The following is a 22,014-nucleotide window of genomic DNA, read 5'->3' on the forward strand; positions in this document are numbered from 1 at the left end:
TCTCACGACACCTGTGTGTGCACACCGACGGCGGAGACGACTCCCACGCCCACCCCTCGGCGCAACCCTCTCGGTCCCGGCCTCAGCACCCCGTCGCGGCCCAGCCGCAGGGGTTGCGCTCCGCCCAGTACGGGCGCGGGCAGGGGTACGAACGCGGTGTCCACGCCGACCGTGGACCGCGTCCCGACCACGAACCCCGCGCCACCGGTCCGTACCGACCCCACCGTGTGCGCGGGCGCCTGCCGCTCCACCAGCCGCGCGAGCGCCGTCCCGTCCGCCGATCCGGCGGGCAGGGCCACCCGGAACCGGTGCGCGTGCGCGGTGAACGGATCGCTGTCGGGGGCGCCGAACGCGCGCAGTGGCGCCGCGCCCAGCGCCGAGCCACCGACCCGGAACCGGCTCGCTGACCGGCCGAACAGCCTTATGGCGCCCAGCCCTTGGTCCTGCCCCGGCCCCGCGCCGGAGCCGCTGACGGCCGCGCGCAGGTGTGCCCAGCGGCGGTCCGTCGCCAGTTCGTCGATGACCGGGGTCACCCCGAACACGATGCTTATCGCCTCCCGCAGCGCCCACGGTGTGCCCCGGCGCCGGTACAGCTCCGGGGCGGCGGCCAGCAACGCGCGCCGGGTGGGGGCGTCCCAGCCCGCCTCGTACGTCAGGCCCAGCAGCCCGGCCAGCCACGGCAGCACTCGGTCGGGCACCCCGGCCGGGTCGAGGAGCGCCGGATACCGCTCGATGACCCGGTCGAGCTGGGCGAGCGTGGCGTCGAACAGCGACAGGAAGCGTTCGGTGAAGTCGTCGGCCGCGGGGTCCTCACGGAAGGCGGGCGGCAGCAGGTCGGCGCTGGTGACCCGGGGGAAGTCCAGCCGGATCCGCCGTACGACCGGGGTCGCGGCGCCGTCCCCGGAGAGCCGCAGCCGCAGCCGGAGGAAGCGGCCGGGCGGCTGGTCCACGAGGAAGTCGTTCACGCCCGGGGCCGACGCCTGCCAGTCGCTGTCGTCGTACCATTCGTCCTCGCTCACCACGATCTGGACGGCGACCGCCGTCCCGTCGGGCACGTCGGCGTCCACGCGGACCCGATGCCAGCGGCAGCGCGAGATGCCGCTGTCGATGAGGGTGGTGACGTACGACCCACTGGCCTCGTAGACGTCGGTGGTGGGCGGCGCGGGGTCCCGGGGCTGGCCCTGCCAGGTGTAACAGGTGGTCCGGGGGCCGTCCGGGCCCTGCTCGCTCAGGCAGAACCCGTCGTCGTCGGCCGAGGTGAGCGCGGACGGCGGCAGGGCGGCGGCCAGTTCGTCCAGAGTGGCGGCATGGAAGGGGCGGCGGTGGCCGCCCCGGTGGATCGTGAGCCGTCCGCCGTCGTCGGTGAGCAGCCATACGGTCCGCTCCGGTCCGGTGCGCAGGCCGATGACCTCGCCGCGGGCGCCGGTGCGGAGCACACCGCGGAAGCGGCCCGCCTGGTCGTACCGTCGCAGGTCCGTGCCGCCCTGACAGGCCACCAGGATCTCGTCGCCGGGGGCCGGGGCGGCCCAGCGGGGCCGCTCGGCGCGGATCACCCCGGTGAGTTGCGCGCCCTCGCGGTGCCACACCAGGACGCGGCCGGAGTCCACGACCACCAGCCGGTGTCCGCGCGCGGCGACCGAGACCGGTTCGCGCAGCAGGCCGGGGTCGCAGCCGGGCGGCCAGACCGGAGTGAAGGCGCCGCAGGCGTCGCGGCGCAGCAGCCGCCGCTCGCCGGGAACGAGCAGATACCAGGCGCACGGCCCGCACCCCGGCGCGAGGCGGGGGTCGGGGAACCAGGGCAGCAGCTGTCCCCTGGTGGGGCCTTCGGGCGCGGTGCCGCCATAGGCGAGCCGGAGGCCGGACGGGTCGTCGAACCCGACGATGTCGTGCGTCTCCTCCTCGTCCCAGCCGACATAGGCGTCGAGCAGACGGAAGGTCGCGGGGTGGGGTGTGCACGTCATGACCGGTCTCCTACCGGGATCAGCAGCGGGCGCTCCGGCCAGACCAGGGTGTGGGGCGGGAGGGCGTGGTCGGTGCAGGGCGGCAGGCGCATGCCGTCGACGGTGAGCGAGAGCCGGTCGACGGCCAGCACCCCGTCGACCGCCAGCAGCCGCCGGACCAGCGCCGTGTGCCGCAGCGCGCCGCCGAACGGCCAGCCCCCGCCGTTCTCCCCGCCGCGCAGCGGGTCCAGGTAGGTGCGCACCGCGTCGCCCGCCCGGGCGAGGACCGCGGCCCGGTCGAGGTCCGGGTCGAGCGTGACCCAGCACTCCACCCCGACGCGGCGGAACGGCGCGGGGGCGGCGACGACCGTGACCCCGGCGGGCGCGGCTTCGCGGGACAGGAAGTCGGCGACGGCGCGCAGGGTGGCGGCGGTGGGGACGGGCGGTTCGGCGGTGTCGTCGCCCGGTGGTACGGGTGGTACGACGAGGACGCCCACGACGCCGGGGATCGGTGTCCCGGCGAAGTCGGGGTGCAGTCCGGGTACGCCCCGGGCACGGGCCACCGAGGCGCCGGGCGCGCGCAGGGCGAGCTGACCGTAGTCGGCGGGGGCCACGGCCCGGCCGCGGGCCCGCAGTTCGCCGACGCCGCGCCGCATGACGTCGGCGTCGGGTTCGGCGTCCGTACCACCGGAGGCCGGGAAGGGATTGCCCACGCCGGTGACGAACGGCAGCGCGGTCACCACGCCGCTCACGGCTCCCGCCCGTACGGCACCGGCGCTGCCGCCGCCCACGCGGTAGCGCACGGCGCGGACGTTGCGGAAGCCGGGCGGGACGGCCGTGCCGTTGACGCCGTCCCCGAAGGTCACTTCGCCGCTGTCGTAATCCACGGTGAACACCCGGTCGTCGGCCCCGTACCCGGCCAGGCTCTCCACCTCGCGCCAGCGGGTGGAGGTTCCGGCGGTGGTGCCGAACACGTCGCCGCCCGTGTCGTCGTCGACCTCGATGACCACCGATCCGGCGAGGATGGGCACCTGGCTGAGCTTCATGCGCCGCCGCCCGGTCGCCGCGCCGTCCTGGACGGGCTGCAGCGGTTCGTCGCGGATGGTGCGGGCGGCGGTGGCGGTGACCACGTTCAGCCGCAGCCCGGACAGGACCGGCGCCGCCTCGGGGAAGGCGCCGTGCGCGATCCGCAGACGCAGCCAGCGCAGCAGCGGCCGTGGGCGGGTGCCGGGCGGGGTGCCCGGCTGCCAGGAGCGCGGCACCCTCAGCTCGACGGTCCCGTTCGCGCTGAGCCCGGCGGTGGAGTCCCGCATCACCTCGGCGGGGACGAGCCGGGTGCCGTCCAGCACGTCCCAGCGCAGCAGCGGCGCGGGCGGCAGCGGCAGGGGCGCCGACCCTCCGGAGGCGGCGGGCGCGGGGGGCGCGGCGACGACCACGAAGCCCAGCGACAGCCGCGGATAGGGGCCGGCGGGACCGGCGAGTCCGATCCACAGCCCGTTGCCGGGCTCCGGGTCGCGGCCGAAGGGCGTGAAGGGGCGGCTGGGTCCGGACGGTCCCAGCGGCAGCGTCTCCAGCCGTCCGGCCTCCTGGACGGCGAGGGCGCCGAGGCTGGCCGGCGTGGCGTACAGGTCCTGGTCCGTCTCGTAGACGACCTGTCCCGCCGGGGTGGAGGCGGCGCTCTGGAATCCGGCGGGGACGAGCACGGAGGAACCGTCGGGCGGGTTGACGGTGAACTCCAGGAGCGCGGTCGCCGCACCGGCCGGGCGCCGCCGCACGCCCGCCGTCGCCAGGTGTTCGGCGAGCACCTTCTCGGGCAGCCGGTTGACGCGGCCGAGTACGGGTTCGGCGAGGGTGCCGAAGAGGCGGACGAGCGCGACACCGGCGTCCTGGCGGTCGGGGTCGGTCCAGTCCGGGGTGTAGCCCGCGATGCGGCCCCGTACGGCGGTACGGACCGCCTCGCGGGTCGCGTCGACGAGTTCGGGCGATACGCCGCAGGGTCCGGGGCCGGGCACGGTCCGCCCGTCCGTCCGCTCCTCTTCCCGGGCGTCCCTCTCCCACCACACGTCGCCGGTCATACCAGCCCCTCCCCCGGTTCGACGGCGGGCACGATCCGGGTGCGCACCGTGCGCAGGACGGGCAGCTCCCCGGCGGCGATCGGCACCTCGTCGCAGGCTTCGGCCGGGTCGGCCCCGTCGAGGCCGACGCCGATGGCGGCGATGTCCGCGAGGTCCCCCAGCGCCCGCTGCGCGGCCCGCAGCAGGGCCGAGGGCCGCATCGGCTCACCGAACGGCCAGCCGTCCTCGTCGTCGCCGCCCACCAGCGGGTCGAGGAAGCGGCGCAGCGCCACGGTGACCGCGGTGGCCACGCGGGTACGGTCGGCCGGGTCGCCGGACAGGTCGACGCGCAGGGCGACATCGCGGTAGCGGGGCCCGCGGACGAAGACCTCGGAGGTGAGCAGCCGCGCGTGTTCCAGTCGGGTGGCGACCTCGCACACCATGCCCGGGTCGGGCAGCGGCGCGGCGACGAAGTCCTCGCGGGCGAGGTCGTCCCGGGGCGCGGCCGGGACGATGTGCACGGTCACCGCGCCGGGCACCGTGGCACACGGGAAGCCGGGGTGCGCGCCGAGGGCCGGGTAGGCGCGCGCCACGGCGACGCCCGGGGTCGTACGGGCCAGCGTGACGAAGTCGTCGGCGGTGACCGCGCGGGTCACCTCGCCCAGGGACGCTGCCGCGCGCCGGCGCGCCTCGGCAATGGTCTCCGGGTCCGCGCCGCCTTCGGCCCGTACGAGGTTGGCGGCGGAGACCGCACCGAGCCCGGCCGGATCGTCGGCTGCCGGGAGCCAGTTGGCGGTCATGCCGCCGTTGCCGTCCTGGCCGCCGCCGGTCGCGTAGGCGACGTGCACGTCCGGACCGGGGCGGGGAATGCGTCCGGTGAGTCCGTCGCCGAAGACCAGCGCGCCCTCGGTCCGGTCGAGGACGAAGATGCGGTCGGCCGGTGCGCCGAAGGTGAAGTCCGGCACCGGTGTCCATCTCTCGTCCGCCAGGCGCAGGGTGGCCTCCAGGAGCTGGTCGGCGGCGTCCGGCAGGACGAGATGCTGTCCGGGCAGCCTGAGCCAGGCGCCGGTCTGCTCCTGGAGGTCGGCGCCGTCCGCGATGTGGTGGGTGCGGTGATGTGCGGCGGACACGTTGACGGCGAGCTGGAGAAGGCGGGGCGGGGCCGCGTAGGTGGCGGCCGGGGTCGACACCAGGAGCCCGGTGTCCTCGGTGGTCCAGTCGGCCGGAGGGTGCAGCCGCACGACACCGGAGCGCCTGAGCCCGGCCGTGCCGTCCTCGACCTTCTGATACGTGCCGGAGATGTCGGTGCCCGGCCGGAACCAGGACCAGGTCAGCTCGGCGGGCGGCAGTACGTCGGCCACCGCCCCGGGCAGCCACGACGGTACGCACGCGGCGGGCGCGTCCAGTTCGACGAGCAGGCAGATCGGGCCGGGCGCGGGATCCGCTCCGGTGAGCGGCAGGGTGAACCGGACCTCGGCCGGGGCGCCGTCGCTCGCCAGCAGCGCGATGCCGCGGCGGGCCCGCAGGTCCGCCGTGCGGTCGCGGTCGGTCCACACGGTGATCTCGCCGCCCTCGGCGAGCGGGAGGACGGCCACGTCGTCGTCGAGGGTGAAGACGATCCGGCCCGTGGGGTCCCGGGTCAGCGCCGTCCCGGCGGGGACGACGGGCACGGCGGTGTCCTCCTGCCGGGCGGCGAGGCGCAGCACGGTGGCGGCGGGGCGGGCGGGGCGCGGCGGTTCGAGGCGGAGCAGCCGCAGTATCGCGACCACGAGCGCGTCCGGCACCTGGTCGAGCCAGTACAGCCGCTGTTCGAGGAGGTAGGCGAAGAGTTCCAGGAGGGTGACGCCGGGGTCGACGGGCGCGTGCAGGGTCCAGGTGCCGTCCGACTCGGCGGGGATGCGGCGGCGGATGGCCGCCATCATGTCGGCCCAAGTGAGGTCGTCCAGCGTGGGCGGGGGCAGGGTCATGGCGTCCCCCCAGCGGCTCCCGTGAGGCCCGTGAGTCCGGTGTAGAACGGGAAGACCAGGTTCGCCTTGGTGTTGCTGCGCCGGATGCGGTAGACGATCGAGACGGTGATCCGTGACTCGTCGGCCGGGTCGGCCTCCGCGCGGACCTCCTCCAGCTCCACGCGCGGTTCGTGGTCGCGGACGGCGGCGGCGATGGACTGCTCCAAGTCGCGCAGGTTCTGCACGCTGCCGGGCGCGAACAGCAACTCATGGGCGCGGGTGCCCAGTTCGGGTTGCATGACCCGCTCGCCGGTACCCGTGAGCAGCAGCGCCCGCAGACAGTGCTCGATGCTCTCCTCGCCGACGGCGTAGCCGAGCCGCCCGGAGGCGTCGGGCAGGATGGGGAACCGCCAGCCGGTCCCGAGGAACTCCTCGCTCATGCCGTCTTCACCTTCTTCGCCAGCACGTCCGCCGGTTTGAGCTGCGGTGCCGGCGGGCTGCCGGCGGATGCGTGGGTGTGGGTGTTGAACGCCGTGAGCAGCGCGTTGCCGAGCGCGAGCGGTTGGGCGTCGCCGCCGAGGCTGATGGACGGGGAATCGACGGTCACCTTCGGCGCCTTGAGGGTGATCTCGCCCTGCGCGGTCACGGTGACGCTGCCGCCCTCGGCCGCGGTGATCTTCACCGCCTTGCCCTGGTCGTCCAGCTCCACCACGTGTCCGGCGGCGGAGGTGATCCGTACCGCGGCCTTGGACTCGGTGTCGTCCAGGAGCACTTCGTGGCCGTGCCGGGTCCGGATCATCTTCTGGTCGCGGCCGCCGGTGCGGGCGGTCGGTGGTTTGTCCTCGCCGTTGTAGAGGCCGCCCAGGACGATCGGGTACCGCATGTCGCCGTGGACGAAGGCGACGAGCACCTCGTCGCCCTTCTCGGGCACGAACACCGAGCCGTAGCCGTTTCCCGCGTACAGCTGGCCGACCCGGACCCAGTCGGTGACGGTGGTGTCGTCGAACCAGGGGAACTTCAGCTTGACCCGCCCCTCGTCGTCGCCCTCGTTCTCCACCACCAGCGCTTCGACGACGCCGTAGTAGCGCTTGTCGGTGGAGCGGGCGCGTGGCGTGCCCCTCATGGTCACTGGTCCCCCTGATGGATCCGCCGTGCGGTGAACTGGGTGAAGAAACCACTGGTGTTGAGGGTGTGCTCGACCCGCTTGACGAAATAGGTGCCGGAGAAGCGGCGGCCGAGCCCGTAGATCTCCAGGTTGTCGCCGGGCCGCAGTTCGGGCAGGCCCGCCACCTTGCCGGTGGCGGTGATGAACTCGTACGCGCGCTCGCGCAGCAGGCTGATCGCCAGTTCGCGGGCCTCCTGGTCGCTGCCGACGGGCGCGTCGACCATGACCTCCTGGCGGCCCTGCAGGGTGGACTCGGCGGCCTGCGGGCCGCTCTGCCCGTCGGCCGTGTTCTGCCCGGCGGGCAGGTTCTCCGCGGTCGCGGTGAACGCGATGGGCTGCTTCGTACGGGGGTCCCAGCCGCGCACCGTGACCTTGCTGACCTGCTGGGACACCGTCAGCGTCGGGGTGAACTCGATCAGGTTGGGGATCAGCCCCGCGGGCTGGTCGGTGGGGCCGGTTGTCAGCCCCGGTGCGTACGCCAGCCGGTACACCCGGATCGGGCGGCCGTCGCGGCCGTCGGTCGGCTTGATGAAGTACAGCGTGTCCTCGCCGGTCTTCGCGTCCGGCAGGATGTAGCAGTCGAAGTCCAGCCGCTTGGCGCGCTCCAGCAGGAACGTGGCGTCGTCCTGGTTCTTCTGCACCACCAGGTCGTGGGTGGGCCCTTCCCTGGTGACCTCGATGCGCAGATGGTTGCGCTGGGCGATCTGCTCGGCGATGCGCCAGTCCGGCAGGTTGCGGTAGAGCTTGGTCTCGTTCTCGGTGGGCTTGCGGTCCTTGAGCCGCAGCAGCCCGTCCACCCCGCTGACCTGGACGGTGGGCGAGGCGCCGTCGGTGAACTTCGGGCTGAGCGTGGAGATGGTCCCGGTGGCGACGGTGAGCAGCTTGTCGGCGTAGCCGAGCCGGACCGAGACCCGGCCGCCGAGCCGGAAGTCCGCCGAATCGCTGTGCTTGAACCGCAGGTGGGCATCGTCCCAGTTGTTCAGGGTGAGGTCGAAGCCGGACATCTCGTCGATGTCGCGGTTCACCTTGATGTCGATGATGTCGTTCTTGGTGGACGGGTCCATCTCCAGGCCCTCGATGCGCACGTCGAACTCCGGCGCGTACCGGTCGGGCGGGGCCACCTCCGGGGCCGGGGTGCTCATCGCGCCCTCCTCATGGCAGCCGGGGCACGGTCAGCACCCGGCCCGGCCGCAGGTCGCGCGGATCGCTGATGCCGTTGGCGCGCGCCAGCTCCCGCCAGGCGTCGGGCCGCCGGTACACCGCGGCGGAGATGGAGCTGAGCGTGTCGCCGCGGCGCACCACGTAGCTCTTCTCCACCGTGGGCGAGGAGCGCGGGGTCTGGGCGACCTGTACGGCGGCCGTACGGAACTCCTTGAGCGAGAGGTCCAGCATGGCGCGCAGCGGCACCCCGTCCGGCTGGAACAGCTGGTAGTTGACGTCCAGCTTCTCCACGACGCCGGTGAAGACCTCCTCGTCCCAGACGAAGCGGACGACCGGCGGGGCGTGTTCGCGGCTGTCGGGCCGCAACAGGTTGCGCAGCGCGTCGACGTAGGCGGTCCGTACGTTCTCCAGGGTGTCGGAGGTGTCCACCAGCGCCTGAAGGGTGAGCGTTTCCGTGCCGCCGCGGACGTACTGCAGGGGCGGGGTCTCCAGGCCGGGGATGGTGATCTCGGCGAAGGTGTTGCTCTTGCTCAGCTTGTAGTCGGTGGGGTTGAACCGCAGCGGGATCCGCCGCTGCCGCTCGTCGGCGATCACCGGTCGGACGATCTCCAGCCGGGCCCGGGCGGCGCCCTGGCGGGCGAAGGACACGGGGGTGGCACTCACTGGTGGGCCTCCCCGTCGCCGAAGCTCCGCTCGCTCTCGGTGCGTTGGGCGCGGGCGCACTGGTCCTCGTACAGCTTCGCCCAGGCCTGGATGTGCTTGTTGAACAGCTTCGTGAACACGGCGCCGTCGTCGCCGTCCACCTGGAACCGGACCTCCAACTGGTGAATGGTCACCTTCGGCACCCCGGTCACCTCCCCCGGCCCAGGCGCGACAGGCCGTCCGCCGCGGCGTCCTGCAGGACCTTCGTCAGCCCCTCGTGGGCGATCTCCAGCGATTCGATGGCGATCGCGTTCTGCTCGCCGTGCAGGTCCGGGCCGCTCCACTTGGCGGCGAGGCCGCCGTGGAAGGCCCATGCCGCGCCGGGCACTCCGTCCGGGCCGAGCACGATCACGGCGCCGTCGCGGCGGGCGCCGAGGGAGTCGGCGAGCCCGGCCTGGTACCAGGACCACAGCCCCGGATCCCGCACCAGTCCGCGCTTGAGCGTGATCCGGTTCCAGGAGTGGCGCAGCGGCAGCTGGTGGACCGAGTCGTTGCGGCCGCCCTCCGGGTAGCTGGTCACCTCCAGCTGCGCGCCGAGCCCGGTGACCTCCTGGAACGCGCCGGACGCGGCCAGCGGCAGCAGCAGTGCCTGCGCGGGCGGCAGATAGGCGTCACCGGGGTCGAGGGTGACCAGGAAGCGGTATTTGGGCAGGGGGTCCAGGGTCATGCCTCGATTACCTCCAGGTCTCGGTCCTGGCCGAGTACGAGACGGAGCCGGATGAACTCCATGGGGACGGCCGGGGCGACCTCGATCTCGCAGACCAGCTGCCCCGGGTCCTGCTCGGGCGGGTTGTTGGTGTCGTCGCACACCACCTGGAACGCCTGCTCGGGCCGGTCACCGGCGAGCGCCCCGGACCGGTAGGCCGACAGGAGGACGGAGGTCAGCGCCCGCACCAGGGTCAGCCGCAGTTCGGGCGAGTTGACGTCGAACACCAGCGGGCCCGCCACCCGCCGGATCGCCCGCACCAGCAGATGTGTCAGCCTCCGGTGGGCGATGTAGCGGGTGCGCGGATCGGCGGACAGGGTGCGCCCGCCCCACACCATCAGCCCGCGCCCCCGAGTGCACCGGATCAGGTCGACTCCCGCGTCGAAGAGCCGGACCTGCTGTGGCTCGGGGTACTCGGCGGCGAGGTCGACCGCCTCCAGGATCACGGCGTTGGCGGGCGTGTGGTGGGCGCCGCGCTCACCGTCGAGGCGGGCGATGACGCCCAGGACGTGCCCGGACGCCGGTACGGTCCGCAGGTCGTGCCCGTCGGGGACGCGCAGCGGCGGGTGGTAGACGGCGGCGCAGCCGAGCAGCCCGGAGTCACCGGTGGCCGCCAGGGAGCCCACCCACCCGGCCGCCTCGTCCACCGACGACAGCCGGGGCGGTACGTCCAGGACGGCGAGGCGGTCGTGCGAGGGCTCGACGGTGCGGAGCAGTTCGAGCACCAGGTCGGTGTGGGTGGTGCCGGACAGATCCGTGCCGAGGTCCGGCAGCGCCACCAGCGCCGGTTCCGGCAGTTCGGCCTGCGCGGTCACGGCGTCCGCGTACGCGTCGCGGGTGGGCGCCGATTCGGCGCCGCCCGTGAGCGTCAGATCCCAGGACATCGAGATCGGGCCGGGCCGTCCCGGCGGTGGCGGCGGTCCGTCCGGGACCAGCCGGATGTAGCGGGACGCGGCCAGCCGGTCGGCCACCTCGGCGAGCGGCAGTCCGGGAAACGTCTCGGGCGGCTCGCCGGGCAGCATGACCCGTACGCCCACGGTGGGCGGTCCGGCGACCGTGCTGGCCTGGTAACGGATGGCGACGCGCGCACCGTTGGCCCACGCGCCGGGGCTGGTGGCGACCACCTCGAAGCCCGTGGCGGCCAAGCCGCTCAGCGGACCGGCCGCCCACCGGGTCCGGGCCGTGATGGCCGGCCCGGACACGCGGAGCACCCAGGCGGTGCGGCCGCCGTTCTCGAAGAAGCCGCGCAGCGCGTACGGGGTGGCGAAGGCGCCGTCCGGCGGTCCGAAGGCGGCAACGACGTCGCTCCAGCTCTCCACGCGCACCGGAGTGCCGACCGGGCCCCGGCGGAGCCGGCCCAGGAACGCCGCCACGTCCGTGCGCAGCGGCTCCGTGGCCGGGCCACGGGTCGCGGACGTCAGGGATACGCCGGGAAGCGCTTCGCCGGCCATGTCAGGCGTCGATCTCCAGCTTCTCGACCGCCAGGACGAGGGTCTCCATGGCGATCTCGTTCTTGGTGGCGCTGAGGGTGGGGCCGGTGTACTTGGTGGGCCAGCCGCGGTCGAAGTTCCAGCGCATGGCCTCCTGGCGGTTCTCGTCCAGCAGCACGATCGAGCCGGAGGTGCGCCGCACCTTGCCGTTGAGCGCCTCGACCACCCAGTTCCAGAAGCCGACGTGGCCGGTGATGCCGCGCTTGAAGGTGAGGTTGGTGAACTTCTTCAGCCCCGGGATCTTGCGGACGGTGATGTCCTCGCTCCCGGTGCGGTACTCGATCGGCGGAACCTCCAGCTCCAGCCCGCTCACCTCGGTGAAGGACCCGCTCACCGCGACCCCGTCGTCGCTGACGTTGGTGACGATGATCTGGAAGTTGTAGGACGCGTACGGATCGTCCCTGGTAACGGGCGGCATGGTGACTTCTCCTCGGGCGCTCAGGCGAGTTGGGTCTCGCGGGTCTTCTGCTGGATCCGGAAGATCACGAACTCCGCCGGGAAGACCGGCGCGACGCCGATGACGCAGATGAGCCGGCCATTGGCCAGGTCGTCCTCGGTCATCGTGGTGCGGTCGCAGGCGACGAAGAACGCCTCGTCGGCGGTGGTGCCCGCGAGCGCGCCGCTGCGCCATACCGTGGTGAGGAAGTTGGTGACCGTCTGGCGGACCAGGGCCCACAGCGCCTCGTCGTTCGGCTCGAACACCACCCACTGGGTGCCCTCGTCGATCGACTCCTCCAGGTAGAGGAACAGCCGCCGGACATTGATGTACTTCCACGAGCTGTCCGAGGAGAGCGTGCGCGCGCCCCACACCCGGTGTCCCATTCCGGGGAAGAACCGCAGCGCGTTGACGCCCTTGGGGTTGAGCAGGTCCTGATGGCGCTTGGTGATGTCCTGGGCGATGCCATCGGTCAGCCGGATGCCCCGGATGACCGCGTTCGCCGGTGCCTTGTGCACTCCGCGCTCCACGTCCGTGCGCGCGTAGATCCCGGCCATGTGGCCCGACGGCGGCACCTCGGTGTCGCGGCCGGTGGACGGGTCGCGGGTGACCAGCCATGGGTGGTAGAGCGCCGCGTACTTGGTGTCGAACGGCTCGCGGAACGCCAGGATGCCCTCGGTGTCCAGTCCGTCCTGCGGATCGAGGATCGCGAACCGGTCCCTGAGCAGTTCGCAGTGGGTGATCAGGGCCGATTCGACCGTCCCCGACCACACCCCCGGCACCGCGCAGACGGCCACCTCGTCGATGTCCTCCAGCGCGGCGATCCCGGTGCGCTTGCCGCTGCCGCCGTCCTCGCCGACGAAGTCGGCGACGCTCAGGCTCCCGTAGGCGTCGTCGCCGTCCGCCAGGGTCAGCCACGAACCGACCGCGGGCACGGGGAACATCGCCGGGTCGGAGGACAGGTGGGACAGCGCGGTCGCCCCCACCAGCCGCGAGCGGGCGGCCAGGGTGGTCACCAGGTTCGACGGGGAGTCGCCGGTGAGCCGCAGGTTGCGGTACGTCTCCCTCACCACCGCCCCGGACGGGTCGGTGAACCGGGCGTCGAGCTGCGCCTCGACCAGGTGCAGCCGATCGGTTTCGTACAGCGTCCCGAGCACGTCCCCGTCGAAGGTGACGATGTCGTCGACGATCGACTCCACGGTGCGGGTGGTCAGGTTGGTGCCGTTGTCGAGCTGGACGACGGCGCCCTCGTACAGCCGGCTCGCTCCGCCGACCCGCAGCTTCGGTCCTGCCGAGATGTTGCCCCGGCGCACGCGGCGCACCAGCAGCCCCTTGCGCCACTCCTCATGGGACGTGCCGGACGGCAGCGTCAGCGTGACCTTTCCGTCCGCGGGCTGGCCCACCTGGGCCTGGAACCGGTCGGCTCCGATCTGCACCCAGACGTCGGCGTCGGGGACGAGCCCGGTCCTCGCGACGACCTCGATCGTTTCGTCGTCCGCGTCGGCGTCCGCGGCCAGCTGGGTGACGAACAGCGCACCCTCCTGCGGATCCGGCAGCACCGGCAGCGCGGCCGCGGCCATCGGCTGGATCCGCACCTGGACGCCGCTGCCCCACGAGCCGGGGCTGACGGCGGTGAACTCCAGTGTTTCCTCCGCGCTGCGGTCGCCGACCTGCACGTAGTCGCCGCGGGCCGTCCTGACCTCCGCGGGCAGCGCGGCGTCCAGTTCGATCCGGTGGGCGGTCGCGTCGTAGGCGGCGACACCGGCGGTGTGGATCGATTGCTGGTCGTCGCCGCGGAAGATCTGGATCTGCTGCCCGACGCCGGTGAACCCGATCAGGTGGCCGAGTTCCAGGCGGGTCGCCCCCTTGGCGGCGTCCCCGGCGACCGGGCTCACCAGGCCGTGGCCGAGGACGCCCGAGGCCGGTGTCGCCTGCTTGCTGGCGACGCGCTTGACGTACAGGCGCTGGCCGCCGTTGTCGAAGAAGCCCTTGACCGCCAGCGGGAACAGCCACCAGCGGCCGCCCTCGGCGGGGTCGCCCGCCCAGGTGTCCCGGATCAGGGGGTCCGGCCCGGGGACGAACCCGCCGAACGTGTTCTGGAACTCGAGGAAGTTGGTGACCAGCTTGGGCTTGCCGGTGTACGGGCCGCGCACGGTGACCCCGGCCATACCGGCCGTACTGGTGCTCACCCCCGCGATCGGCCGTGGGCCCGCATCGACCTCCTCGATGTAGACCCCGGGGCTCAGATACTCCGCCATGGACGGCTCCTTAACTCTCGCGGATCTCTATGACGTGCCGGCGCTCGGCGTCCTGCGGCAGCCGCACGACCAGCGATCCGGTCCTGCCCGGCCGCTCGGTGGCCCGCAGGCGGAATGTCTCCTCGACGGCGTGCTCACCGGCCTTCTCGCCCTCCCACCGCAGGGCCAGCCGGAAGGCCCCCGTGGCGTCGGACAGGGTGCGCTCGTGCCATGGCGTCAGGTCCCGGCTGGTCCGCCCCTGCGCCTCCACCAGCACATTGGCGATCGGCTCGGCGGTGACCGCGTCGACCACGGCGCCGTGCACCGTGCGCACACCCGGCGGATACGGGAAGGAGACGCCCGGCAGCAGCCGGACCAGCCGCGGTTCGGTCGCCACCGCCGGCGGATGGGCGTCGTCGTACGGGTGCACCAGGAACTCGACGCCCACCAGACCGGCGGAGAACGGCTGGTCGTCGGCCGCATACAGCGGTTGGTAGCCGGCGGCCGCGAAGCGGGCCCGGTGGCGGCGCGGCAGGGCCGTCCACGGCTCGGCGCACCGGCCGAGACCCGGATAGGCGAAGGCGGCGCTGGGCGTGCGGACCGCCGCGTCGTCCAGCGGCAGCCAGGCGCCGTCCTCGAACCGGTCCAGCTGGACCGTCACCCCGGCGCCGCGCACCCGCCGGGCGTAGTCGTCGAACGGGATGAACCAGGCGGGGCTGTGGAGCTCCGAGCGCTCCAGCGGCTGGAAACGGCTCATGGCGTCGCCGCCCCGCTGATGACCCGGCTGTGCACCGGGCGGACCGCCGTCTCGATGGCGGAGTCCAGGTTGACGACGCGGACCTCGTAGTTCAGCGACAGCCGGTACGGCTTCTGGATCGCGTACCAGACCCAGGACTTCTGGTCCAGGGTGAGCGGGGTGAGGCTGAGGTGCAGCGCGTCGGTGCTCGCCGCCAGGCTGCCGGACAGCTGCGGGCCGTCGAGGATCGCGTCGTCGTAGAACGTCTGCATCGCCCGGCCGAGCATCCGGTGCTGGGTCTCCTGGTCACCGCCCCAGGGTGTGATCAGATAGCGCAGCAGCAGAGCCATCGGCGGCTTGCGGGTGACCGGCGGGTCGGGTGGCTGGGAGCGCACCGGTGGCCGGTTGCGCGAGGTCGGGTCCTCGGCGATCTCGTAAAGGAACACCGTGAGTTTCGCCGGCGGTGTCTGTACCGTCTCGGAAAGATCGTTGAGTTCGGCCTTCGGCGGATCCACCTGGCTGAGCCCGCGCAAGGACTGGGTCAAGGTCTCCACGATGGCCGTCGAGACGTCGGCGATGACGCCGAAGTCACCCATGCGAATCCTCCCCGCGCTCCGCACCCGAAAGCGTGAACCGACGCCCGAAAGCGCGCCTCGATGAGGATGCCGGGCCCGGCGTGGCCCAATCGCGATTCACCCATCACACGAGCGTCACCAGCCCGTTTCCGCCGCACGACGATGACGTCGGCGGTCACGGACCGACAACGGCGGGGTGACAGGGATAAGGCATATTTTCCTTCATGGAAATCCACTCCGAGCAGGCCGGCGTCCTGATCCTCCGAGTGTGGGTGGAAGAGGGAAGGCCGGACGGCTTCCGGGCGCGCATTGTGCGGACGGGCGGACGGCACCAGGCGCCTCCTACCGCGGTGAGCGCGGTCGACGATGTGCTGATCGCGGTGCGCGCCTGGCTCGATCAGTTACTCGATCCCGTACGTGATCCCGACGGGTGACGTTTCCGCGACGTCCCGGTGATGCCCGGCCCTATAGCGTTCTGTACCCGAAGGGCCGGACACACGATCATGAATTGCTCGTAACATAGCTGGGCGGCATCCCGATTGCCGTTAGGGGATCATTCACTGCAGCCAATATCGCCCGGGGGGCCGATGAGCGCAGAAGGCCACGTCATAACGTTGAGGCTGCTCAAAAGCTTCGCACTATCGGTCGATCACAAACGCGTTCCCCTTTCTTCCAGTGCCCAGCGTCTCCTCGCGTTCCTCGCCCTGCAGGACATGCCGCGCACCCGAACGTATGTGGCCGGAATGCTGTGGCCCGACGTTACGGCGTCCCGCGCGAACGCCAACCTCAGATCGTCTTTGTGGCGCGCCACCCGAACGGGACATCAGGTCATCGACGCGTCCACGCAGGAACTGGCGATCGCCCGGCACATCGACGTCGACATCCACGCGGCGGCCACCCGCGCGCACCAGCTGCTCGACATGGCACACCCGTGCGACGACATCCTCACCGCCCGGACGCGGGCGGACCTCTCGTCCGATCTGCTGCCCGAGTGGTCGGAGAACGAGTGGGTGCTGGTCGAGCAGGAGCAGTACCACGAACTGCGGCTGTACGCCCTGGAGGCGATGACCGAGCGGCTGACGGCGGCGGGCCGCCACGGTGAGGCCGTCGCGTCCGGGCTCGCCGCGGTCCGCGCGGAACCCCTGCGGGAGAGCGCGCATCGCGTGCTGATCGCCGCGCATCTCGCCGCCGGCAACCGAGGCGCGGCGCTGCGGCAGTTCGAGCAGTGCCGCCGGGTGCTGCTCGAGGAACTGGGGCTCGAGCCCTCCCAGGCGCTGAGAAGCCTGGTCCCCTCTCATCCGCCTCACCCGCCTCATCCGTCCGATGCCGAGGGGGCGGCGTCCCGGAAGCCCCGGCGCGTCGTCGTCCGGCGCTCGGCGAGCGATGTGCTGGTCGAAGGCGCGGGCGGACGGTAGCCCGGCCGGCGGCTCAGCCCAGCCCGTCCTGGTGAGTCCAACGGGGCTCACCAGGGCTGTCGTACGGCTGTGGGGGCTCCCTCCTGGACTCGCCGCGGGCGGCGCTCCGCGCGGCCCGCATATGGTCGCAGGCCCGGGACTGGGGGCTGAACTCGATGCCGGTGGCCGCCGCGAGCGCCGCGAAGAAGCTCTCGCCGAACTCCGACTGCTTGGTGGTCGTCCAGGTGTACGTCGCGCAGTCGCGCAGGGCCCGCGTCATCATGCGGCTCCCGTAGCCCCGGCGCTGCCATCGGTCGTCGACCCGGATCTTCCGCACCAGGCCCCTCCGGCACTCGTCGCACACCTGCCAGGTGAGCCGGGCGAAGTCGTCCCCGTCCGGCACCCGGCACACCCGCAGTTGCCGGCAACCGGCCGGAGCGCCGGGCGGGGTGTACGTCCAGACCTCCCCCTCCTCCTCCAGGGAGCGTCCGCGCTCGTGCCCGCGTAACGCGTCCACCAGCCGGCCCCACAGGCCGCCCCGCTCGCCGCCCGCCATCAGCGGCCGTTCTCGTCGGCGGCGCCGGATCTGCGCACGTCCTCGACGGCTTGCCCTCTCACGCGCCCACGCCCCTTCGTCCGTCCCCGGCCGGTCCCCACAGGCCCGGCGGAGCCAGCCTGCCCGACCCGGCCCCACCCCGACAGAGCGCAATCCACCGGCGCGCGGTTCCGGCCGCCCGTGGATGCGCGAGGTATTGACGCGCTTCGTGAGCCCCCTATCATCCATGTCATCCGAGATCCCGACCGACGTTCGACATTCCGAACCGGGCGGGGCCGGACCGGTTGGTGTACCGCACACCGAGCCGTACGCGAACCGGGCACGACAGCACACTCACCCGCACCATCCGTTCCGGTAAGGCCCTCCCACGCGCCACCGTTCCGGATCCGTCAGGGCGCACCAGGTGTTCGTGCGGCGGGCCCCGACGCCCCTTGGAGCCCCTCATGCTTCCAGGACGACACCACCGCCCGCGCGCCTTTCACGCGGCCGCGGTGCTCCTGCTGGGTCTGGCGATGTCGCTCTTCGCCATCCCCGCCGAGCCGTCCTCCGCGCTGGCCCCGAACGACGTTGCCACGAACGCCCGGGCAGGCGAAACGTCCTCCGCACAGCTGCCGGACAGCTTCCAGTGGTCCTCCAGCGGACCGCTGATCGCGCCCAAACCCGATGCCGCCCATCCCGTCGTCTCGGTCAAGGACCCGACCGTGGTGCAGGCGGGCGGTAAGTGGCATGTCTTCATGACGACCGCCAACACCCAGGGTGCCTGGAGCATGGCCTACACCAGCTTCACCGACTGGTCGCAGGCGGGTTCGGCGCCGCTGACGTATCTGGACACCAACCCCGACATCGGCAACCGGTACGCGGCGGCGCCCCAGGTCTTCTACTTCGCGCCCGAGCGCCTGTGGTACCTCGTGTACCAGACCGGCCCGCCGTCCTACTCCACCAGCACCGACCCCGGCAACCCCCGGAGCTGGTCGGCGCCCAGGACCTTCGACAACGCGGCGGGCTCGGGCACGCTGGACTACTGGGTCATCTGCGACAGCGCCATGTGCTATCTGTTCTCAGCGGATGACAACGGCCATGTCTTCCGCTCGGAGACCAGCGTCGGGGAGTTCCCGGGCGGTTTCCGCAACACCCAACTCGTCCTCCAGGACTCCAAGTCCGCCCTGTTCGAGGGCGGGGCGGTCTACCGGGTGCAGGGGAGCGGCACCTATCTGCTGATGATGGAGGCCATCGGCAGCGACGGCAGGCGCTACTACCGCTCCTTCACCGCCCAGGGCCTCACCGGCCGGTGGCAGCCGCTGGCCGCCACCGAGTCCAACCCCTTCGCCCGCAGCAACAACGTCACCTTCCCCGCCGGCGCCTGGACGCGCGACATCAGCCACGGCGAACTCATCCGGACCGGAAACGACCAGACCATGGCCATCAACCCCTGCCGTCTCCAGTTCCTCTACCAGGGCATGAACCCCTCGGCGAGCGGCGACTACTCCCAGCTTCCCTGGCGCCTGGGACTGCTGACCCAGACCAACACCACCTGCTGAGGCACCACCCGCGGAGGCGGAACCCTTCGGCGCCCCCGGCTCATGGCGTGTCCCGGGGGCGCACCTCGACGCAGATCCAGTCGTACTGGCCGTCATGCAGCAGCTCGGCGCCTTCGAAGAGGGTCACCGAGGAATCGCCGTACTCCCACACCACACCCCGCTCGGCCTCCAGGTCCTCCTCCGGCGGCCGCGGCACCGGCTCGCCCAGCCGCGCGCGCAGCGCTTCCTCGGCCGCCCGGTACGCCGACGCCCAGTCGTCCTCGGTGGCCTCCGGCCGCCACCGCCATCCGGTGAAGGCGTCGAACTCCCAGACCTCCTCCGGGGGCAGCGGCTCCCCGCTCGGTTCGGTCACCTCGAACGCGCCGTAGGCCAGGGGCATCAGCACCCCACGGTCCTCCCGGCATCCGGGGTGGGCACACGCCACCTCCGTCCCTTCCTCCTCGCAGCCGGGGTGGTTGCCGATCCACAGGTGCCAGCCCTCGTCCCGTTCCTCGCCGGGCGGTGGCCACGTCTCCATCTCATGGATGACGGGCTCGCCGTCACGTCCGGACAGGTGCCAGCCATTGCGTACGAAAAGGTCCTCGTAGGCCGGGTACGTCCAGGTCAGCCCGGCGAACTGCAGTGCGCGGTCGAGCCACTGGCCGTCCGCCGGAGTCATCATCGCCATGTGCGGGACAGTACCCGCCACGCGGGGAGGCCCGTGGAGGGCGTGCGCACTCGCGCCGGTTATCGTGTCGGGGCACATCGGGCACGGGCGGGGAAGAACGAAGAGGGATGCGGTGTCGGACAAGGGGCGGCTGGTCGCGGGGCGGTACCGGCTGACCGAGCGGATCGGCAGCGGCGGCATGGGCACGGTGTGGCGGGCCGAGGACGATGTGCTGGGCCGCCAGGTGGCGCTCAAGCGGCTGCACGCCCCGCACCACCTCTCCGACGACGAGATCTCCACGCTGTACGAGCGCGCCCGCCGCGAGGCGCGCAGCGCCGCCCGCATCACGCACCCGAACGTGGTCGTCGTCCATGACGTCGTGGACGACGAGGAGGGGCAGCCGTGCATCGTCATGGAGTACGTGCCGTCCACCACCCTCGGCGCGCTGCTCGAGGAGCGCGGTACCGTCCCGCCCCGGGAGGCGGCGCGGATCGGCCGGGGCATGATCGCCGCGCTCCGGGCCGCGCACGCGGCCGGGGTGCTGCACCGTGACGTCAAGCCCGGCAACGTGCTGCTCGGTGACGACAGGATCGTCCTCACCGACTTCGGCATCGCGGTGACCAGCGGGACGTCGACGCTGACCCGGACCGGCGAGATGATCGGCTCCATCGAGTACATGGCGCCGGAGCGGATCAGGGGCCGTAAGCCCGGGCCCTTTTCGGACCTGTGGGCGCTGGGCGCGACGCTCTACCAGGCGGTGGAGGGGCAGACACCCTTCCGGCGGGATACGGCGATCGAGACGGGCTACGCCATCGCCGTCGACCCGCTGCCGCCCTCGCGGCAGGCCGGGCCGCTGGCGCCGCTGATCGAGGCGCTGCTGGCCAGGGAGCCCGGCGAGCGGCCGTCGGCGGAGGAGACGGAGCGGCGGCTGCGGGCCGTGGCGGCCACGGAGCCGACGGCGCCGCGGCAGGACGCCCCGGACGCGGTCGTGAGCCACCCCGCGGCCGTCACCCCGCCGTCGTCAGGGCCCGTGGCCGCGCCCGAGCCGACCGGCGGCAGCCGTCGTAAGCGCCGTCGTGTCCTGTGGAGCGCCACGGTCGCGGGGCTCGCAACCGTGGCGGTGGCCGGCGCCTTGTATCCGTGGCCGGACGGCGGGGGGCTGCAGGACGGTGGTGGGCAGCGGGGCGGCGGCAAGGCGAAGGCCCCCGCCGCCACTCCCCCGCCCGTGCCCCACGGCTACCACCTGGTCGAGGAGAAGAAGCTCGGCGTCTCCTTCCCCGTACCGAACGGATGGAAGCTGCGCGACCGCACGAGCGAAGGCGCCAAGTACATCGATCCTTCCGGCCTGGTCGAGATCACCATCGGCATGGTGGACCCCGCCGGTCCGACGCCCGTGGCGCACTTCCGGGACATCGAGGCGAACACGAAGAAGAACTACGACGTGTACCAGCGGCTGCGCCTGGACCGCACCACCTTCCGGGGGCGGCCCGCGGCGATCTGGGAGTGCACGTTCGCCGGCAGAGTGCGCACGTTCCGCGCCATCGACCTCGGCTTCGGGCGGGAGGGCGACAAGGAGTACGACGTCTACCTCTCGGCGCCCGAGGAGAAGTGGGACACCTACCGTCCCGTCTTCGACACGGTGAAGGAAGGCCTGCGCACCCACTGAGCAGGGGCCATCACCGCACGCGCGTGTACTGGTTCACGCCGTCGGCGAACGCCACCGCCACCTGTTCGCGGAGCACGAGGACATCGAGGTGCGCGGCGGTCTCGTTGACCGCGAGCATCTGGTTGAAGGCGTTCAGGCTCCCGAACGGCACGGCCCGGCGCGTCCAGGTGAGCCGCCGCGCCACCGCGTGGGCGTCGAGCGTGTCCTCGCCCAGCGCGGTCAGGCTCCCGGCCAGCCGGTCGTCGTGGTGGCCGAGCAGCTCGGCGACCCGGGTGTGGGCGCTGTCGGTGACCGGACCGTGCGCGGGCAGCAGGCGGGCGTCGGCGTAGCGGGTCATCAGCCGCAGCGAGTCCAGGTAGTCGGCGAGCGGACGGCCGCCCGGTTCGGCGAGTTCGAAGCCGATGGAGGGGGTGATGTGCGGCAGGACGTGGTCCCCGGAGAACAGCAGGCCGCGCTGCTCGTCCAGGAAGACCACATGGCCCTTGGTGTGCCCGGGGGTGGGGACGACCCGCAGCTCGCGGTCGCCGAAGCGGAGGGTTTCGGCGCCGAGCCAGCGGTCGGGGGCCTCCCACACGCTCGGGTCGTAGCCGCCGTGGTCCATCCCCTCGATGCGGTCGGCGAGTTCCCCGGCCCCCGCCGCGCGCAGGGTGCGCAGCGAGCCGACGGGCTGGTTGCTGCGCAGCCGGTCGAGCATCTCCAGCCCCGGGCGCTCCCCCGCGCCGAGGTAGACGCGTGAGCCCAGCAGCCGACGCAGCTCCACGGCGTGGGTGTAGTGGTCACGGTGGATGTGGGTGACCAGGATGTGGCTGATGTCGCCGGGGTCGCGGCCGATGGCGGCCAGCGCCTCCTCGAGCGTCTTGCGCGCCTCGGGGATCGCCCAGCCTCCGTCGATCATGACGAGGCCGCCGTCGTCGTCCAGGTCCTCCAGGAGGTAGACGTTCACGGCGTGCAGGCCGTCGTTGGGCAGCGGCAGGGGTACGCGGTGCACCCCGGGCTGTACGGTCTGGACTCCGGCCGCCGCCCACGGGCCCTGATCGAACCGCGTTGTCATGGTCCTCCTCGGTGT

21 protein-coding genes are annotated in these 22,014 nt (G+C 72.6%); 4 read left to right on the forward strand and 17 right to left on the reverse strand.

What is annotated here, in order from left to right:
• Positions 1–2 precede the first annotated feature (2 nt).
• The 14 genes from ABZ562_RS18060 to ABZ562_RS18125 are packed head-to-tail and all read right to left on the reverse strand — an operon-like array spanning position 3 to position 15,169.
• Positions 3–1,961: a phage tail protein gene (locus tag ABZ562_RS18060; RefSeq protein WP_361480046.1), complete on the reverse strand. Its 1,959-nt coding sequence runs from the start codon at positions 1,959–1,961 to the stop codon at positions 3–5.
• The gene (locus ABZ562_RS18065; protein ID WP_361480049.1) at positions 1,958–4,015 is read right to left on the reverse strand and encodes a putative baseplate assembly protein; all 2,058 of its coding nucleotides are present in this window, start codon (positions 4,013–4,015) and stop codon (positions 1,958–1,960) included. The genes ABZ562_RS18060 and ABZ562_RS18065 overlap by 4 nt, the downstream gene beginning before the upstream one ends.
• A complete protein-coding gene (locus ABZ562_RS18070) occupies positions 4,012–5,961 on the reverse strand; it encodes a putative baseplate assembly protein (RefSeq protein WP_361480052.1) in 1,950 nt (649 codons plus the stop codon). Before ABZ562_RS18070 ends, ABZ562_RS18065 begins: the two co-directional genes overlap by 4 nt.
• The gene (locus ABZ562_RS18075) at positions 5,958–6,380 is read right to left on the reverse strand and encodes a GPW/gp25 family protein (RefSeq protein WP_361480055.1); all 423 of its coding nucleotides are present in this window, start codon (positions 6,378–6,380) and stop codon (positions 5,958–5,960) included. Before ABZ562_RS18075 ends, ABZ562_RS18070 begins: the two co-directional genes overlap by 4 nt.
• Positions 6,377–7,063: a phage baseplate assembly protein V gene (locus ABZ562_RS18080; RefSeq protein WP_361480058.1), complete on the reverse strand. Its 687-nt coding sequence runs from the start codon at positions 7,061–7,063 to the stop codon at positions 6,377–6,379. Before ABZ562_RS18080 ends, ABZ562_RS18075 begins: the two co-directional genes overlap by 4 nt.
• A 2-nt stretch (positions 7,064–7,065) precedes the next feature.
• Positions 7,066–8,247: a type IV secretion protein Rhs gene (locus tag ABZ562_RS18085; RefSeq protein ID WP_361480061.1), complete on the reverse strand. Its 1,182-nt coding sequence runs from the start codon at positions 8,245–8,247 to the stop codon at positions 7,066–7,068.
• Between the two features lie 10 nt (positions 8,248–8,257).
• Positions 8,258–8,929, reverse strand: a complete 672-nt coding sequence (locus tag ABZ562_RS18090; RefSeq protein WP_361480064.1) for a LysM peptidoglycan-binding domain-containing protein — start codon at positions 8,927–8,929, stop codon at positions 8,258–8,260.
• Positions 8,926–9,111, reverse strand: coding sequence for a putative phage tail protein (locus ABZ562_RS18095; protein WP_361480067.1), 186 nt, complete (start codon positions 9,109–9,111; stop codon positions 8,926–8,928). Before ABZ562_RS18095 ends, ABZ562_RS18090 begins: the two co-directional genes overlap by 4 nt.
• Positions 9,112–9,116: 5 nt before the next feature.
• Positions 9,117–9,635, reverse strand: coding sequence for a phage tail protein (locus ABZ562_RS18100; RefSeq protein ID WP_361480070.1), 519 nt, complete (start codon positions 9,633–9,635; stop codon positions 9,117–9,119).
• Positions 9,632–11,125 carry a phage tail sheath subtilisin-like domain-containing protein gene (locus tag ABZ562_RS18105; protein WP_361480073.1) on the reverse strand — a complete coding sequence of 498 codons (1,494 nt, stop codon included), beginning with the start codon at positions 11,123–11,125 and terminating at the stop codon, positions 9,632–9,634. The genes ABZ562_RS18100 and ABZ562_RS18105 overlap by 4 nt, the downstream gene beginning before the upstream one ends.
• A gap of 1 nt (position 11,126) precedes the next feature.
• Complete coding sequence (locus tag ABZ562_RS18110; RefSeq protein WP_009720918.1) at positions 11,127–11,582, reverse strand: phage tail protein; 456 nt, start codon at positions 11,580–11,582, stop codon at positions 11,127–11,129.
• Between the two features lie 20 nt (positions 11,583–11,602).
• Complete coding sequence (locus ABZ562_RS18115; protein WP_361480077.1) at positions 11,603–13,858, reverse strand: phage tail sheath C-terminal domain-containing protein; 2,256 nt, start codon at positions 13,856–13,858, stop codon at positions 11,603–11,605.
• A 10-nt stretch (positions 13,859–13,868) separates the two neighbouring features.
• Positions 13,869–14,594 carry a carboxypeptidase regulatory-like domain-containing protein gene (locus ABZ562_RS18120; protein ID WP_361480080.1) on the reverse strand — a complete coding sequence of 242 codons (726 nt, stop codon included), beginning with the start codon at positions 14,592–14,594 and terminating at the stop codon, positions 13,869–13,871.
• Entirely contained in the window at positions 14,591–15,169 is a 579-nt protein-coding gene (locus ABZ562_RS18125) for a DUF4255 domain-containing protein (protein WP_361480083.1), read from the reverse strand. Before ABZ562_RS18125 ends, ABZ562_RS18120 begins: the two co-directional genes overlap by 4 nt.
• Before the next feature lie 203 nt (positions 15,170–15,372).
• Between ABZ562_RS18125 and ABZ562_RS18130 the strand changes: the two genes are divergently transcribed.
• Positions 15,373–15,582 carry a hypothetical protein gene (locus ABZ562_RS18130; protein WP_361480086.1) on the forward strand — a complete coding sequence of 70 codons (210 nt, stop codon included), beginning with the start codon at positions 15,373–15,375 and terminating at the stop codon, positions 15,580–15,582.
• A gap of 279 nt (positions 15,583–15,861) precedes the next feature.
• Entirely contained in the window at positions 15,862–16,563 is a 702-nt protein-coding gene (locus tag ABZ562_RS18135) for a BTAD domain-containing putative transcriptional regulator (protein ID WP_361480089.1), read from the forward strand.
• Between the two features lie 13 nt (positions 16,564–16,576).
• Here ABZ562_RS18135 and ABZ562_RS18140 read toward each other — a convergent pair whose 3' ends face one another.
• Complete coding sequence (locus tag ABZ562_RS18140) at positions 16,577–17,098, reverse strand: hypothetical protein (RefSeq protein WP_361480092.1); 522 nt, start codon at positions 17,096–17,098, stop codon at positions 16,577–16,579.
• 443 nt (positions 17,099–17,541) lie between these two features.
• On the opposite strand from ABZ562_RS18140, the gene ABZ562_RS18145 reads away from it, so the two are divergent.
• Positions 17,542–18,636 carry a non-reducing end alpha-L-arabinofuranosidase family hydrolase gene (locus ABZ562_RS18145; protein WP_361480094.1) on the forward strand — a complete coding sequence of 365 codons (1,095 nt, stop codon included), beginning with the start codon at positions 17,542–17,544 and terminating at the stop codon, positions 18,634–18,636.
• Positions 18,637–18,676: 40 nt separating this feature from the next.
• On the opposite strand, the gene ABZ562_RS18150 is transcribed toward ABZ562_RS18145, so the two are convergent.
• Positions 18,677–19,303 (reverse strand): hypothetical protein, encoded by a 627-nt coding sequence (locus tag ABZ562_RS18150; RefSeq protein WP_361480097.1) that lies wholly within the window; start codon positions 19,301–19,303, stop codon positions 18,677–18,679.
• 112 nt (positions 19,304–19,415) lie between these two features.
• On the opposite strand from ABZ562_RS18150, the gene ABZ562_RS18155 reads away from it, so the two are divergent.
• Complete coding sequence (locus ABZ562_RS18155) at positions 19,416–20,948, forward strand: protein kinase (RefSeq protein WP_361480100.1); 1,533 nt, start codon at positions 19,416–19,418, stop codon at positions 20,946–20,948.
• A 10-nt stretch (positions 20,949–20,958) separates the two neighbouring features.
• On the opposite strand, the gene ABZ562_RS18160 is transcribed toward ABZ562_RS18155, so the two are convergent.
• Positions 20,959–21,999, reverse strand: coding sequence for an MBL fold metallo-hydrolase (locus tag ABZ562_RS18160; protein WP_361480103.1), 1,041 nt, complete (start codon positions 21,997–21,999; stop codon positions 20,959–20,961).
• Positions 22,000–22,014 lie beyond the last annotated feature (15 nt).

Source organism: Streptomyces sp. NPDC019937 (assembly GCF_040631655.1).
In the GTDB taxonomy this organism is placed as follows: Bacteria; Actinomycetota; Actinomycetes; order Streptomycetales; family Streptomycetaceae; genus Streptomyces.

Coding starts and splice junctions, on each gene's coding strand:
- ABZ562_RS18060 (WP_361480046.1), bottom strand. CDS start 1,961: ATGACGTGCACACCCCACCCCGCGACCTTCCGTCTGCTCGACGCCTAT.
- ABZ562_RS18065 (WP_361480049.1), bottom strand. CDS start 4,015: ATGACCGGCGACGTGTGGTGGGAGAGGGACGCCCGGGAAGAGGAGCGG.
- ABZ562_RS18070 (WP_361480052.1), bottom strand. CDS start 5,961: ATGACCCTGCCCCCGCCCACGCTGGACGACCTCACTTGGGCCGACATG.
- ABZ562_RS18075 (WP_361480055.1), bottom strand. CDS start 6,380: ATGAGCGAGGAGTTCCTCGGGACCGGCTGGCGGTTCCCCATCCTGCCC.
- ABZ562_RS18080 (WP_361480058.1), bottom strand. CDS start 7,063: ATGAGGGGCACGCCACGCGCCCGCTCCACCGACAAGCGCTACTACGGC.
- ABZ562_RS18085 (WP_361480061.1), bottom strand. CDS start 8,247: ATGAGCACCCCGGCCCCGGAGGTGGCCCCGCCCGACCGGTACGCGCCG.
- ABZ562_RS18100 (WP_361480070.1), bottom strand. CDS start 9,635: ATGACCCTGGACCCCCTGCCCAAATACCGCTTCCTGGTCACCCTCGAC.
- ABZ562_RS18105 (WP_361480073.1), bottom strand. CDS start 11,125: ATGGCCGGCGAAGCGCTTCCCGGCGTATCCCTGACGTCCGCGACCCGT.
- ABZ562_RS18110 (WP_009720918.1), bottom strand. CDS start 11,582: ATGCCGCCCGTTACCAGGGACGATCCGTACGCGTCCTACAACTTCCAG.
- ABZ562_RS18115 (WP_361480077.1), bottom strand. CDS start 13,858: ATGGCGGAGTATCTGAGCCCCGGGGTCTACATCGAGGAGGTCGATGCG.
- ABZ562_RS18120 (WP_361480080.1), bottom strand. CDS start 14,594: ATGAGCCGTTTCCAGCCGCTGGAGCGCTCGGAGCTCCACAGCCCCGCC.
- ABZ562_RS18125 (WP_361480083.1), bottom strand. CDS start 15,169: ATGGGTGACTTCGGCGTCATCGCCGACGTCTCGACGGCCATCGTGGAG.
- ABZ562_RS18130 (WP_361480086.1), top strand. CDS start 15,373: ATGGAAATCCACTCCGAGCAGGCCGGCGTCCTGATCCTCCGAGTGTGG.
- ABZ562_RS18135 (WP_361480089.1), top strand. CDS start 15,862: ATGCCGCGCACCCGAACGTATGTGGCCGGAATGCTGTGGCCCGACGTT.
- ABZ562_RS18140 (WP_361480092.1), bottom strand. CDS start 17,098: ATGGCGGGCGGCGAGCGGGGCGGCCTGTGGGGCCGGCTGGTGGACGCG.
- ABZ562_RS18145 (WP_361480094.1), top strand. CDS start 17,542: ATGCTTCCAGGACGACACCACCGCCCGCGCGCCTTTCACGCGGCCGCG.
- ABZ562_RS18150 (WP_361480097.1), bottom strand. CDS start 19,303: ATGGCGATGATGACTCCGGCGGACGGCCAGTGGCTCGACCGCGCACTG.
- ABZ562_RS18160 (WP_361480103.1), bottom strand. CDS start 21,999: ATGACAACGCGGTTCGATCAGGGCCCGTGGGCGGCGGCCGGAGTCCAG.